The organism is Geobacillus sp. LEMMY01 (genome assembly GCF_002042905.1).
Lineage (GTDB): Bacteria > Bacillota > Bacilli > Bacillales > Anoxybacillaceae > Geobacillus > Geobacillus proteiniphilus.
This window is the reverse complement of sequence record NZ_MVKA01000002.1, coordinates 166,804-181,679: the sequence shown is the minus strand read 5'-3', so window position 1 is coordinate 181,679 and position 14,876 is coordinate 166,804. Positions and strand designations below refer to the sequence as shown.

The following is a 14,876-nucleotide window of genomic DNA, read 5'->3' as shown; positions in this document are numbered from 1 at the left end:
TCCTGATTCCAAGTGAGACCAGGAGGAGATTCGAATGGATGAGTCGATGAGACACGACATTGCCCTGTTTCGGTACGGGCTAATCGCTCCGTTGGTGAATGGGCAGGTGGAACCGAAGACGTATCTGAAAGAGGTGAGCGAGCGAGTGCACCATGTTCCCCACCAGGGCGACAAGCGAATCGCAGCCAAGACGATCCTCGATTGGTGCACCCGATACAAAAAAGGGGGCTTTGACGCCTTAAAGCCGAAGCGCCGTTCGGACCGCGGCCACTCAAGGCGTCTGTCGCCCGATGATGAGGATCATATTTTAGCCCTAAGAAAAGAACATCCCACCATGCCCGTGACGGTGTTCTACGAACACCTAATCGAGCAGGGGGAAATCCCAGAAAACCATACCTCTTACTTTACTATATACCGATTATTGAAAAAACACAACCTTGTCGGGAAAGAAATTTTGCCCATGCCGGAGCGAAAACGCTTTGCGTATGACCAGATCAATGAGCTTTGGCAAGGGGACTTATCCCATGGACCAACGATTCGAGTCAATGGGAAAGCCCAGAAAACGTTTTTGATCGCCTATATCGATGACTGCTCGCGGTTGGTGCCGTACGCGCAGTTTTTCCCTTCGGAGAAGTTTGACGGGCTGCGGATCGTCACGAAGGAAGCGGTGCTTCGTTGCGGGAAGCCGAAGCGCATTTACTCGGACAACGGGAAAATTTAWCGATCCGAGGTGCTGCAGTATGCGTGCGCCGAGATGGGGATTACGCTCATCCACACCCAGCCGTATGATCCGCAAAGCAAAGGGAAAATCGAACGGTTCTTCCGCACCGTACAGACGCGGTTTTATCCGCTGCTGGAGTTGGATCCCCCGAAGTCGCTCGAAGAGCTGAACGAGCGYTTTTGGAGGTGGCTTGAAGAGGAGTATCATCGAAAACCGCACGCCTCRCTGGACGGAAAAACGCCGCATGAGGTGTTTCAATCGCAAGTGCATCTCGTGTCGTTCATCGAAGATGGCGATTGGCTGGATGCGATTTTTCTGAAACGGGAGCACCGCAAGGTCAAAGCCGATGGAACGATCACCTTGAACAAGCAGCTGTATGAAGTGCCGCCCCAGTTCATTGGGCAATCGATTGAACTCCGCTATGATGAACGGGGCGTCTATGTGTACGAAGATGGAAGGAAGGTGGCGGAGGCCGTTCGAGTTCGTTTGGAGGACAACGCCTATGTAAAACGCCATCGGTCCCCGTTTGCGGCGATTCCGGCGAAGGAGGGAGAACACGGTGTATAAATCGTTTTACTCCCTTTCGCGGGAGCCGTTTGCGAAAGAAACAGACCCGTCCGAGGCGTATCAAGGGGCGCCATTTCAGGAAGCGTTGCGGGCGCTGGAGTACGTGAAACGAACCCGGGGGATCGGGCTGTTGATCGGAGAGCCGGGGGCGGGCAAGACGTTCGCCCTTCGGGCGCTGAAAGAGTCATTGAATCCATCATTGTATCATGTCGTCTACTTTCCGTTATCCACCGGAGGCGTGATGGATTTTTACCGTGGACTGGCCTTGGGATTAGGAGAGGAACCGAAGTACCGCAAGGTAGAYCTCTTCCGCCAAATCCAGCAGGCGATCGAGCGATTGTATCATGAACGACGGATCACGCCGGTGTTCATTTTGGACGAGATGCATTTAGCAAAGGATGCATTTTTACAGGACATCGCCATCTTGTTCAACTTTGAGATGGATTCGACCAACCCATTTGTCTTGATTTTGGCCGGGCTGCCCCATTTACAGGGGAAGCTGCGGCTCAATCAGCACCGCCCTCTCGAYCAGCGGATCATCATGCGATACCGGATGGGGCCGCTGGAGAAGGAAGAGGTGGCGGGCTACATCGAGCATCGGATGAAACAGGCCGGGGCGAAGCATCCGATCTTCACTCCATCGGCGTTAGAGGCGATTGCYCTGCAGTCGCGGGGATGGCCTCGGGTGATCAACACGTTGGCCACGACGTGCCTGTTATACGGGTATCAGCTGAAAAAGGACGCCATTGACGAAGAAGTGGTGCGCATGGCCGCAGAGGAAATGGGGTATTAGCAYGAAAGGGGCCGAATCGGCCTCTTTTGTGCTTTYTCTTTTCCATCGGTCCATCAGGCGCGCTGGAAATCTTCATCTGAAAGAGCGTGCAAACGTTCCGAAAGAATGTGCAAAATCCGGAACAATCCGCAAAAATTTTGCACATTATTTCCGAATCCGCCTGAAATAATTTGAAAAAGGGATTCTGAAATAATGTGCTAATTTACATTCAACTTGCAAAATGGCTTGTTTCACGTTAAGATGTAAAGAAGGATAGGGGAGAGAACGGAGGGATCGATGTGACGGACGAATCGATGAGCTATCGGGAGAAGGCGTACGCGCTTTTACAAGCGGATGCAGAGAAAATCATCCAACTCATCCGCGTGCAAATGGACCATTTGACGATGCCGCAATGTCCGGTGTATGAAGAAGTGCTTGACACGCAAATGTTCGGGTTGTCACGGGAAATTGATTTTGCGGTGCGCCTCGGGCTTGTGGAGGCGAAAGACGGAAAGGCGCTCCTTGACCGGCTTGAGCGCGAACTTTCCGCGTTGCACGAGGCCGTGGCCAAAAAGCGCGTACGATAAGAATATAAGGCAACTCAAACGATTGGCACACCATCGTTTGAGTTTTTCTGTTTTTCGGCAGGAAAACGGCGCGCCGCTGCGAATGATTTTAAGTACATACATGTTCACAGGGAAGAGGAACGATGGAACGACAATTATGGAAAAAAGTATTGAAGTGCTACGATTATCCGCTGATCGCCGCGGTCGCCATGCTGTCGTTGTTCGGATTGATTATGGTGTACAGCTCGAGCATGGTCACCGCTGTCATCCGCTTTGAAGTGCCAAGCGACTATTTTTACGAGCGGCAAAAACTGTGGCTGATTGCCGGATTCATCGCGTTCGCCATCATGATGGCGATTCCGTATAAAGTGTGGCGGGCGGAGCGATGGGTGAAACTCGTCTTTTTTGCTTCTCCATTGATGCTTATCGCCGTCGCCTTTCTCGGCCATACGGCCAACAACGCAACAAGCTGGTTTCGCGTCGGGGCGCTTTCGATCCAACCGGCGGAGCTCGCGAAGCTCGGCCTGATTTTATACTTGGCCGCAGCGTTCGCCAACAAGCGGAAGCGGCTGGCCGAGCCGGTGAAAAGCAATTTGTTCCCCATTTATTATACGCTTTTTATTTGCTTTTTGATCGCCATTCAGCCGGACTTCGGCACGGCAGCGATCGTTTTTGCCATTGCCATATGCGTCATTGTCTCGTCTGGGTTGCGCCTCATGTTACTCTTAAAGCAGCTATGCTTTTTTATTCTCGTTGGGGCGGTGTCGTCGCCGCTTTGGCTTCCGTTGATCGGCAAACACATCTTTTCTCCCGAGCGGATGTCGCGCCTTTACAGCTTTTTGGATCCATTTCAATACGCAAACGGCGATGGCTACCAGCTCGTTAATTCGTATTTGGCGATCGGGCTTGGCGGGCTGAAAGGTGTGGGACTTGGCAAAGGCATTCAAAAATACGGCTACCTGCCGGAGTCGCACACCGATTTTATTATGGCGGTCATCGCCGAGGAGCTCGGTTTGTTTGGCGTGACGTTTACGCTCGGGTTGCTTTCGTTTATTGTGCTGCGCGGGCTTTGGATTGCCCGCCGCTCCCACGATCCGTTTGGGAGCCTGCTTGCGATCGGCATCTCCGTCATGATCGGCTTTCAAACGTTCATTAACGTTGGTGGGGTCGTTGGCCTTATTCCGATTACAGGGGTGCCGCTGCCGCTCGTCAGCTATGGGGGAACGTCGCTTGTCCTGACCATGGCTTCGCTCGGTCTGCTTGTGAACATTTCCATGTTTGCAAAGTACGAGCAACGGTATAAAAAGGGTGAAAAAACGATGGTCAGCGGGCAGAAAAGAGGTCTGACTTTTTAGAAAGTGTATTTACAAATCGCCAAAACTTTTATACTTTTATTAAATAAAGGAGGAGGGACATGATGAGGACAAGACGAATTCGCAAAGTGCTAGTAGCCAACCGCGGGGAGATCGCCATTCGCGTCTTCCGCGCCTGCACAGAGCTTGACATCCGTACGGTGGCGATTTACTCAAAGGAAGATGCCGGCTCGTATCACCGCTATAAAGCGGATGAGGCGTATTTGGTCGGTGAGGGGAAAAAGCCGATCGAAGCCTACTTGGACATCGAAGGCATCATTGAGATCGCCAAAGCCCACGATGTCGATGCCATCCACCCGGGATATGGGTTTTTGTCGGAAAACATCCAATTTGCCAAACGGTGCCGCGAAGAGGGGATCATTTTCATCGGTCCGAACGAAGACCATTTGGATATGTTCGGCGATAAAGTGAAAGCGCGCCATGCGGCCATGAAGGCGGGCATTCCCGTCATTCCGGGCAGCGACGGTCCGGTCAGCGGCCTTGAAGAGGTCGTCCGCTTTGCCGAAACGCACGGTTATCCGATCATTATCAAGGCGGCGCTGGGCGGCGGCGGCCGCGGCATGCGCATCGTCCGCTCGAAGTCGGAAGTGAAAGAAGCGTTCGAGCGCGCCAAGTCGGAAGCGAAAGCGGCGTTTGGCAGCGACGATGTCTATGTCGAAAAGCTGATCGAAAAGCCGAAGCATATCGAAGTGCAAATTTTGGGCGACCATGAAGGAAACATCGTCCATTTGTATGAACGAGATTGCTCGGTGCAGCGCCGCCATCAAAAAGTTGTTGAAGTCGCGCCGAGCGTCTCGTTGTCGGACGAGCTGCGCGAGCGCATTTGCGAGGCGGCGGTCCGGCTCATGAGAAGCGTCGGCTACGTCAACGCTGGCACGGTTGAGTTTCTCGTCTCCGGGGATGAGTTTTATTTCATCGAAGTCAATCCGCGCATTCAAGTTGAGCATACGATCACCGAAATGATCACCGGGATTGACATCGTCCAGTCGCAAATTTTAATCGCCGACGGATTTTCGCTCCACAGCCCGGAAGTCGGCATTCCAAAGCAGGAGGACATCCGCATCAACGGCTACGCCATTCAGTCGCGGGTGACGACGGAAGACCCGCTCAACAACTTTATGCCGGATACGGGAAAAATTATGGCGTACCGTTCCGGCGGCGGTTTTGGCGTGCGCTTGGACGCCGGCAATGGCTTCCAAGGGGCGGTCATTACGCCGTATTACGATTCGCTGCTCGTGAAAGTGTCGACATGGGCGTTGACGTTTGAACAGGCGGCAAGAAAAATGCTGCGCAACTTGCGCGAATTCCGCATCCGCGGCATTAAAACGAACATTCCGTTTTTGGAAAACGTCGTTCAGCATCCGAAATTTTTGTCGGGGGAATACGATACGTCATTTATCGATACGACGCCGGAATTGTTTGTATTCCCGCGCCGAAAAGACCGCGGGACGAAAATGCTTACGTACATCGGCACCGTGACGGTCAACGGCTTCCCTGGCATCGGCAAAAAGAAAAAGCCAGTGTTTGACAAACCGCGCGTGCCGAAGGTGAGCCAAACGGAACCGATCCCAGCGGGAACGAAGCAAATTTTGGATGAACGCGGACCTGAAGGGCTTGTTCGCTGGATCCAAGAGCAGCCGCGCGTGCTCTTGACCGATACGACGTTCCGTGACGCCCATCAGTCGTTGTTGGCGACGCGCGTCCGCACGATCGACTTGTTGCGGATCGCTGAGCCGACGGCGCGTTTGCTGCCCAACTTGTTCTCGCTTGAGATGTGGGGCGGGGCGACGTTTGACGTGGCGTACCGCTTTTTGAAAGAAGATCCGTGGGACCGGCTGTTGAAGCTGCGCGAGCGCATCCCGAACGTGCTGTTCCAGATGCTTCTTCGCTCGGCCAACGCCGTGGGGTATAAAAACTATCCCGACAACGTCATCCGCGAGTTCGTTGAAAAATCGGCGCAAGCCGGCATTGATGTCTTCCGCATTTTCGACAGCCTAAACTGGGTGAAAGGGATGACGGTAGCGATCGATGCCGTCCGGCAAAGCGGCAAAATCGCCGAGGCGGCTATTTGCTATACGGGCGATATTTTTGACCCGAACCGGCCGAAGTACAATTTGGATTATTACAAAGCCTTGGCGAAAGAGCTCGAGCAAGCCGGAGCGCACATTTTGGGCATTAAGGATATGGCTGGTCTGTTGAAGCCGCAGGCGGCGTACGTGCTCATCTCCGCGCTCAAGGAAACGGTCGACATTCCGATCCATTTGCATACGCACGATACGAGCGGCAACGGCATTTACACGTACGCCAAAGCGATCGAAGCCGGCGTCGATATCGTCGATGTCGCCGTCAGCTCGATGGCCGGCTTGACGTCGCAGCCAAGCGCCAATACGCTCTACTATGCACTTGAAGGAACGGAGCGAGCGCCGGAGGTCGATATTTACGGCCTTGAGCAGTTGGCCCGCTATTGGGAAGATGTGCGCAAATTTTATCAGGAGTTTGAAAGCGGCATGAACGCGCCGCATACGGAAGTATACATGCATGAGATGCCAGGCGGCCAGTACAGCAACCTGCAGCAGCAGGCAAAAGCGGTCGGCCTCGGCGATCGGTGGGATGAAGTGAAAGAAATGTACCGCCGCGTCAACGACTTGTTCGGCGACATCGTCAAAGTGACGCCATCATCGAAAGTTGTCGGCGACATGGCGCTTTACATGGTGCAAAACAATTTGACGGAGCAAGACATTTTTGAACGCGGTGAAACGCTCAATTTCCCGGACTCGGTCGTGGAGTTTTTCGAAGGCTATTTAGGCCAGCCGCATGGCGGGTTCCCGAAAGAGTTGCAGCGCATTATTTTGAAAGGGCGCGAACCGATCACCGTTCGTCCGGGCGAGTTGCTCGAGCCGGTCGATTTCGAGCAAATCAAGCGGGAGCTGTACGACAAGCTTGGCCGCGAAGTGACCGACTTTGACGCCATTGCCTATGCGCTTTATCCGAAAGTGTTTTTGGAATATGCCGAAACGGTCGAAAAATACGGCGACATTTCGGTGCTCGATACACCGACGTTCCTGTATGGCATGCGCCTTGGCGAGGAGATCGAAGTGGAGATCGAGCGCGGAAAAACGCTCATCGTCAAGCTTGTGTCGATCGGCCAGCCGCAGGCGGACGGTACACGCGTCGTCTACTTTGAGCTGAACGGCCAGCCGCGCGAAGTCATCATCCGCGATGAAAGCATCAAAGCGGCTGTCGCTGAGCGCATCAAGGCTGACCGGACGAACCCGAACCACATTGCGGCGACGATGCCGGGCACGGTGGTGAAAGTGCTCGTGGAGAAAGGAGAAAAAGTTGACAAAGGCGACCATTTGATGGTTACGGAAGCGATGAAGATGGAAACAACGGTGCAGGCGCCGTTTGCCGGCATTGTCAAAGACATTTACGTCAAAAGCGGCGACGCCATTCAAGCGGGCGATCTGCTGATCGAGCTGTCCAAATGAAACGGTCTATACCGCACAAAAAAGGGATGCCCAAGTTTGCGGGCATCCCTGTTTGTTTGCGGACGGATGGCCGTCATTTCAACGTGGCCGGCGCCGCTTCCCCAGCTGAATGGCCGGCGGCTTTTACCGGCGCGCGGCGGGTGCGGAGCGCCAAAAGCAATAAATAGCTGAGCACACCGAACAGGCAGGAAATGAAAAAGGCGTGCGCCAAGGCAATGTATAAATTCAGCTGCGTAAAAACGACAAGCGCTCCAGTCGTCATTTGCGCGAGCACGAGAAAAAGGGCGATGAGCCATCCGTAGTAGATGACCGGCTGCCGGCGGTAATGGCGGACGGCATGTATCGCGGCGGCGGCGATCCAAATGATGATGACAGCAGCCGCCAATCGATGGCCCATCTGCACCCATTCATGAAACTGAACCGGGAGGAGGCGCGTTTTCGCGCAAAGCGGCCAGCTCGGACAGGCGAGGCTGGCGTTCGTATGGCGCACGAGCGCCCCGGTGTAGACGACGATGTATGAGTATATGGTGATGCCGTAAATATGAAACTGCATTTTGCCGTCAAGGGAAAGCGAAGCGGCGGAAAACGTTTTGTCGATTTCAAAAATCAATAGCGTCAACAGCAGCACAGCGGCAAACGAAATGAGCGAAATGCCAAAATGCAAGGCGAGGACGAAATCGGACTGCCCCCACACGACCGCGGCGGCGCCGATCAGCCCTTGCAAGACGAGAAAGACGAACGATATGACAGCTAAAAATTTCGTCTCCCGCACATGGCCAATGGCTCGCCACGCCCAGATGGAAAGGATGAGCACCATGATGCCGGCAAGGCCGGAAACGAGTCGATGGCTCAGCTCGATGATGAGCTCGGGCGTAATGTGATCCGGCACCCATTGGCCGTTGCACAGCGGCCATGATCGGCCGCACCCCATGCCGGAGCCGGTTTTTGTCACGAGCGCCCCGCCGATCAGGACAAACAGCATCGCCAACGTGGTTGCCGAGGCAAACCATTTCAGTGAACGTTGCAAAATCTTCACCTTCTTGTATTGAGAAATTGTGATTTTGTCCATATTAGTAAAGTGATGGATTTTATTGCAGCCAACCGTGTTGCCAAGCCAAGTCTATTTTACACGATGGCGTCGGGAAACACAAAATGACGTTTGCATATTGAATAAGTCGATTAAGTTTGCTAGAAATATTAATGGGACAAGCGAATGAGCCGTTTTGGGCATGCGGATTCAAAAATTTGACACAAATTATTCAAAAAAAGTTCACATGCTGAGAAAAAAATGTGATTTAATATAAAGAGAAAACAGCCCATTTTTGTTATTTCTCATTGGAAGGAATTTCAGGCACTATGATGGCGCTGTCTATAGGATGGGGCGGCGCAGCGAGGAGGAACAGGAGAAATGGCTGATTTGAAAGCGGTGCATCAAGCCGCGGCCGATGCGGGGCATCGTCCGCAGGCTGGCGTCAAGGCGCTTTGGAAAGAATGGTCGTCTGTTGTGAAAATCGGAATTGTCAATTCCAATTTGATTACAACATTCGCCGGAATGTGGCTGGCGTTTTATTTTACTGGGGAACATTTTTTGGAGAACTTGCATCTTGTCTTTTTCACGCTGTTCGGAGCGGCGCTTGTCATCGCCGGTTCGTGCAGCATCAACAACTTCATTGACCGTGACATCGACCGGTATATGGAGCGGACGAAAGCGCGCCCGACCGTCACGGGGACGATGGATCCACGGCGGGTGCTTTGGCTTGGGGCGGCGCTTGTCGTGATCGGTGAGATGAGCCTGCTTATGACAACGGTTACGGCTGCGGTCGTTGGATTGATCGGTGTGGTGACATACGTCTTCTTATACACGCTTTGGACGAAGCGCCATTACACGATCAACACCGTTGTCGGCAGCATTTCCGGCGCTGTGCCGCCGGTAATCGGCTGGACGGCGGTCGATCCGGATTTCCATATTGTTCCGCTCATCCTGTTTTTAATCATGTTTTTATGGCAGCCGCCGCACTTTTTGGCGTTGGCGATGAAGCGATGCGAAGAATACCGCGCTGCCGGCATTCCGATGTTGCCGGTCGTCCACGGGTTTGCCATGACGAAGCGGCAAATCATCGTTTGGGTGGCGTGTTTGTTGCCGTTGCCGTTTTACTTGTTCTCGCTCGGCGTGCCGTTTTTAACGGTGGCCACGCTGCTCAATGTCGGCTGGTTGCTGTTGGGATTGGCGGGCTTGAAAATGAAAGATGACATCAAATGGGCGAAGTGGATGTTCGTCTATTCGCTCAACTACTTGACGATTTTGTTCGTGGCGATGGTCATCGCTACGCTTTGGTGAATTAAGGTAAAATTCTTTCTTTGTGAAAGAATTTATATACATTTATCCATCAAAGAAAGAGGGGTTTGATTAGGCTATGAAGAAAGGGCTGCGTAACTGGCGCTTATTTTCCCTGTTCGGGATGATGGCGCTGCTGCTCGCCGGCTGCGGCAAGCCGTTTTTATCGACGCTCCAGCCAGCCGGTGAAGTAGCGGACATGCAGTATTCGCTCATGCTGTTGAGCACATCGATCATGGTGCTCGTCATTGTCGTCGTAGCGATTATCTTTGTTTACGTTGTCATCCGCTTCCGGCGGCGCAAGGGGGAAGAAAATAAAATCCCGAAGCAAGTGGAAGGGAGCCATAAGCTGGAAATTATCTGGACTGTCATTCCGATCATCCTCTTGCTCATTTTAGCCGTTCCGACGGTATTGACAACGTTTAAACTGGCTGATGTGAAGGCGATGAATGACAAAGACCGCGATAAAAAAGGCACGGTCGTTGTCAATGTGCGCGCCAACTTGTACTGGTGGGAGTTTGAATATCCGGACTACGGCATTATTACAAGTCAAGATTTGGTTGTGCCGACGAATGAAAAAGTGTATTTCAACTTGATCGCGTCGGATGTCAAACACTCGTTCTGGATTCCGGCGGTCGGCGGCAAAATGGATACGAACACCGATAACAAAAACCAATTTTGGCTTGTTTTTGACCAAAAAGCGACCGATAAAGCCGGCGGCGTCTTTTACGGCAAATGTGCGGAGCTTTGCGGTCCATCGCATGCATTGATGGACTTTAAAGTTCGGCCGCTGCCGCGTGATCAGTTTGACGCGTGGGTGAAAAAGATGCAAAACGCGAAAAAACCGGTTGTCACCGATCCGGTCGCCAAACAAGGGGAAGCCATTTTCAACAAAAGCTGTATTGGCTGCCATGCGGTAACACCGCTCGACAAGCGTCCGGAGCAAGCGCGTACGGCGCCGAACTTGGCGAACTTTGGCGATCGCCAACGGATTGCCGGCATTTTGGAGCATAATGAAGAAAACTTGAAAAAATGGCTTAGAGATCCTGAAAGCGTCAAACCTGGAAATAAAATGACAGGTACATATGGCAAACTGTCAGAAGAACAAATTGATGCATTGGCGAAATATTTGATGAGCTTAAAAGTGGAATAAGGCATAAAAGGGAGGTTTCACTGTGAGTACGATCGCTCGCAAAAAGGGTGTTGGCGCCGTTTTATGGGATTACCTGACGACGGTCGACCATAAAAAAATCGCCCATTTGTACTTAATTGCTGGCGGGTTTTTCTTCTTGCTCGGCGGTCTCGAGGCGTTGCTCATCCGCATTCAGCTCGTGAAGCCAAACAATGATTTTCTTGTCGGCGGGCTGTACAATGAAGTGCTGACGATGCACGGGACGACGATGATTTTCTTGGCTGCGATGCCGCTTCTTTTCGCGTTTATGAACGCGGTCGTGCCGCTGCAGATCGGCGCGCGCGACGTCGCGTTCCCGTTTTTGAACGCGCTTGGGTTTTGGATGTTTTTCTTTGGCGGGCTGTTTTTAAACTGTTCGTGGTTTTTAGGCGGCGCGCCTGATGCTGGGTGGACGTCGTATGCGTCGTTGGCGCTTGATTCAAAAGCCCATCATGGCATTGATTTCTATACGCTTGGCTTGCAAATTTCCGGCTTCGGAACGATCATGGGTGCCATTAACTTTCTTGTGACGATCATCAACATGCGCGCTCCGGGCATGACGTTTATGCGCATGCCGATGTTCACTTGGGCGACGTTTGTGACATCGGCGCTCATCTTGTTTGCGTTTCCGCCGTTGACGGTCGGCTTGATTTTCATGATGATGGATCGATTGTTTGGCGGCAACTTCTTTAATCCGGCTGCCGGCGGCAACACGATCATTTGGGAGCACTTGTTCTGGGTGTTTGGTCATCCGGAAGTATATATTTTAATCCTGCCATCGTTCGGTATTTTCTCGGAAATCTTTGCGACGTTCTCGCGCAAGCGGCTGTTCGGCTATTCGTCGATGGTGTTTGCAACTGTGCTTATTGCCTTTTTCGGGTTCATGGTATGGGCGCATCATATGTTTACGGTTGGTATGGGACCGATTGCGAACGCCATCTTTGCTGTTGCGACGATGGCGATCGCCGTTCCGACAGGAGTCAAAATTTTCAACTGGTTGTTTACCATGTGGGGCGGAAGCATCAAGTTTACGACGCCGATGTATTATGCGGTCGCCTTCATTCCGTCGTTCGTCATGGGCGGGGTGACCGGGGTTATGCTGTCGGCGGCTGCAGCGGATTACCAATACCATGACAGCTATTTCGTCGTCGCTCACTTCCATTACGTCATTGTCGGCGGGGTTGTGTTCGCTCTGCTTGCCGGCACGCATTACTGGTGGCCGAAAATGTTTGGCCGCATGTTGAACGAAACGCTTGGCAAAATTACATTCTGGTTGTTCTTTATCGGCTTCCATTTGACGTTCTTTATTCAGCACTTCCTCGGTTTGACGGGGATGCCGCGCCGCGTGTTCACGTACTTGCCGAACCAAGGATGGGAGACGGGGAACTTCGTCAGCACGGTCGGGGCGTTCTTTATGGCCATCGCAACGGTCATTTTGCTCATTAACATTGTGATTACGACGGTAAAAGGGGAAAAAGTGCCAGGCGATGCCTGGGGCGACGGCCGCACGCTCGAATGGGCGATCGCTTCGCCGCCGCCGGTGTACAACTTTGCGCAAACCCCGCTTGTCCGCGGCTTGGACGCCTTCTGGCTTGAAAAAATGGAAGGCAAAAAAGAATTGACGCCGGCGGAGCCGCTTGGCGACATTCATATGCCGAACTCGTCATTCCTGCCGTTTATTATTTCGTTCGGCCTGTTTGTCGCCGCCTTCGGCTTTACGTATCATAACGATGCTGGATGGGGCTTGCCGGTCGGCATTCTCGGGCTGCTCATTACGTTCGGTTCGATGTTCTTGCGTTCAGTGATCGATGATCACGGTTTCCACATCCATAAAGAAGAAGTGCTTGAACTTGAGAAGAAGGGGGCGAACGCCTGATGCATGCAGAGGAAAAACTGACGGCCGAGACGTTTCCGGCCGCGCCGGAACGCGCCACCCTTGAGGGGAAAAATAAGTTTCTCGGCTTCTGGCTCTTTTTAGGCGGAGAGACGGTGCTGTTCGCCTCTCTCTTCGCCACCTATTTGGCGCTGAAAGATAAAACGAACGGCGGCCCTTCGGCCGAAGAGCTGTTCCAAATGCCGATCGTGTTCATGGCGACAATGTTGCTGCTAACAAGCAGTTTGACGAGCGTGTATGCCATTTATCATATGAAAAACTTTGATTTTAAAAAGATGCAGCTCTGGTTTGGCATTACCGTTTTGCTTGGCGCCGGCTTTTTGGCCCTTGAGATTTACGAGTTTTATGAGTATGTCCATGAAGGCCATAAGTTTACGACCAGCGCTTTCTCTTCAGCGTTTTACACGCTCGTTGGCACGCACGGAAGCCACGTCGCGTTCGGATTGCTTTGGATTCTGACGCTCATGATCCGCAACGCTAAGCGTGGGTTGAATTTATACAACGCCCCGAAATTTTACGTCGCGAGCCTTTACTGGCACTTCATCGACGTCGTCTGGGTGTTCATTTTTACGGTTGTATACTTGATGGGAATGGTGGGGTGAACGTATGGCGAACCAAACGAACTCTGGAAATGAACGCGTCGATTTGGCGTATCGCCGGCGGAAAAACGCGGAAGAGATGCGCCATCAAATGATTGCATTCGTCTTGATGATTTTGCTGACGCTCATCGCTTTCGCCGCCGTTGGTTACGAAGAGTTTTCCCATTGGTTTGTCGTTCCGTTTATTTTGCTTTTGGCCGCCGTGCAGGTCGCATTCCAGCTTTATTATTTCATGCACATGAGCCATAAAGGCCACGAATTTCCGGCGATGTTTATTTACGGCGGCGTGGCGGTCATGCTTCTACTTGTTTGGGCGTTTACGACGGTCGTTTGGTGGTAGGCAAAAGGGGGAATCGGTTTTGCGCCGGTTTCCCCTTTTTTCAATAGCCCTGGCGCGGCGTCGTGTAGTATAATGGGAAAGGACAAATCAGGAGGGGATTCGTATGTTTCAATCGCTGCAAATGTTTGGCCCTGTTGCCCTTTGGAGTCCGTTTTTTTTGCTTGTGTTAGCGGCGGTTGCGTTGCTGTACATTGGGATAACTGGGCCATGGCGGCAGCGTTTCGGCCTCGGTGATGCGGTTTCGGGGAAGCAGAAGGCGTATTTTTTGACAGGGATCGTGCTTCTTTATATATGCAAAGGGTCTCCGGTGGATTTGATGGGCCATTTGACGTTCACTGCCCATATGGTGCAAATGGCAGTGCTGTATTTGATCGTGCCGCAATGTTTTATTTTAGGCATTCCGGCGCCGCTTTATGAGCGTGCGTTCCGCATCGCAGCGGTGCGCCGCGTGTTTCGGCTGTTGACAAAGCCGATTGTGGCGTTGCTGCTGTTTAACGGTTTGTTTTCGCTTTATCACGTTCCATTCATTTTTGACGCCGTGAAAATGAATATGTGGCTGCATGCGTTTGTTACCTCGGTCATTTTCGTTGCCGCGTTTTGCATGTGGTGGCCGCTTGTCAATAAGCTGCCCGATTGGCAAACGCTGTCCGGCTTAAAAAAAATGGGTTACATTTTCGCTGACGGCATGCTGTTGACCCCGGCTTGCGCGCTCATCATTTTTACCGATACGCCGCTTTATGCGACGTATACTGACCCGAAAGCATGGATGACCGCGCTGGCTCTATGCGTTCCTCAAGGAACGTTGGCTTCGCTTGATTTGACCGGGCCGCAAATGTTTTTATCGATGTCGCCGCTCCATGACCAGCAGCTCGGCGGAGTGTTGATGAAAATCATCCAGGAAATCGTGTACGGGACGATGCTGTTCTTCATCTTCACCGAATGGTATCGGAAGGAGCGGGAGAAAGAGCCAAGCATGGATATGGAGCCGCGGCCGACCAAACTGTAAAGCGTGGTTGGCCGCCAACGATGAACAAAGAAGAAAGGGAGAGA

General features: G+C 52.4%; 12 protein-coding genes. 11 read left to right on the top strand and 1 reads right to left on the bottom strand.

The features are described 5' to 3' along the window. The first annotated feature begins 34 nt into the window (after positions 1–34). The 5 genes from B1A75_RS02535 (at position 35) to pyc (ending at position 7,487) form a co-directional block, all read left to right on the top strand. Positions 35–1,288: an IS481 family transposase gene (locus B1A75_RS02535; protein ID WP_079935675.1), complete on the top strand. Its 1,254-nt coding sequence runs from the start codon at positions 35–37 to the stop codon at positions 1,286–1,288. Next, positions 1,281–2,081 carry an ExeA family protein gene (locus B1A75_RS02530; RefSeq protein WP_015864165.1) on the top strand — a complete coding sequence of 267 codons (801 nt, stop codon included), beginning with the start codon at positions 1,281–1,283 and terminating at the stop codon, positions 2,079–2,081. Before B1A75_RS02535 ends, B1A75_RS02530 begins: the two co-directional genes overlap by 8 nt. Positions 2,082–2,359: 278 nt before the next feature. Continuing rightward, positions 2,360–2,647: an Fpa/YlaN family protein gene (locus B1A75_RS02520; protein WP_013145884.1), complete on the top strand. Its 288-nt coding sequence runs from the start codon at positions 2,360–2,362 to the stop codon at positions 2,645–2,647. Between the two features lie 122 nt (positions 2,648–2,769). Then, positions 2,770–3,981 carry a putative lipid II flippase FtsW gene (gene ftsW, locus B1A75_RS02515; protein WP_074043668.1) on the top strand — a complete coding sequence of 404 codons (1,212 nt, stop codon included), beginning with the start codon at positions 2,770–2,772 and terminating at the stop codon, positions 3,979–3,981. A 62-nt stretch (positions 3,982–4,043) separates the two neighbouring features. Beyond that, positions 4,044–7,487 carry a pyruvate carboxylase gene (pyc, locus tag B1A75_RS02510; RefSeq protein WP_074043670.1) on the top strand — a complete coding sequence of 1,148 codons (3,444 nt, stop codon included), beginning with the start codon at positions 4,044–4,046 and terminating at the stop codon, positions 7,485–7,487. Between the two features lie 73 nt (positions 7,488–7,560). Here pyc and B1A75_RS02505 read toward each other — a convergent pair whose 3' ends face one another. Continuing rightward, the gene (locus tag B1A75_RS02505; RefSeq protein WP_137088723.1) at positions 7,561–8,514 is read right to left on the bottom strand and encodes a COX15/CtaA family protein; all 954 of its coding nucleotides are present in this window, start codon (positions 8,512–8,514) and stop codon (positions 7,561–7,563) included. Positions 8,515–8,895: 381 nt separating this feature from the next. Between B1A75_RS02505 and cyoE the strand changes: the two genes are divergently transcribed. From cyoE to ctaG, 6 genes are all read left to right on the top strand, one after another. Then, a complete protein-coding gene (gene cyoE / locus B1A75_RS02500) occupies positions 8,896–9,825 on the top strand; it encodes a heme o synthase (protein ID WP_042380125.1) in 930 nt (309 codons plus the stop codon). Positions 9,826–9,901: 76 nt separating this feature from the next. Next, positions 9,902–10,975 (top strand): cytochrome c oxidase subunit II, encoded by a 1,074-nt coding sequence (gene coxB, locus B1A75_RS02495; RefSeq protein ID WP_042380122.1) that lies wholly within the window; start codon positions 9,902–9,904, stop codon positions 10,973–10,975. A 22-nt stretch (positions 10,976–10,997) separates the two neighbouring features. Then, positions 10,998–12,869: a cytochrome c oxidase subunit I gene (gene ctaD / locus B1A75_RS02490; RefSeq protein ID WP_042380117.1), complete on the top strand. Its 1,872-nt coding sequence runs from the start codon at positions 10,998–11,000 to the stop codon at positions 12,867–12,869. Next, entirely contained in the window at positions 12,869–13,489 is a 621-nt protein-coding gene (ctaE, locus tag B1A75_RS02485; protein ID WP_074043667.1) for a cytochrome c oxidase subunit III, read from the top strand. Before ctaD ends, ctaE begins: the two co-directional genes overlap by 1 nt. A 4-nt stretch (positions 13,490–13,493) precedes the next feature. Then, positions 13,494–13,826 (top strand): cytochrome c oxidase subunit IVB, encoded by a 333-nt coding sequence (gene ctaF / locus B1A75_RS02480; protein WP_042380111.1) that lies wholly within the window; start codon positions 13,494–13,496, stop codon positions 13,824–13,826. 103 nt (positions 13,827–13,929) lie between these two features. Beyond that, positions 13,930–14,832 carry a cytochrome c oxidase assembly factor CtaG gene (gene ctaG, locus B1A75_RS02475; RefSeq protein WP_074043666.1) on the top strand — a complete coding sequence of 301 codons (903 nt, stop codon included), beginning with the start codon at positions 13,930–13,932 and terminating at the stop codon, positions 14,830–14,832. The last annotated feature ends 44 nt before the right edge of the window (positions 14,833–14,876 follow it).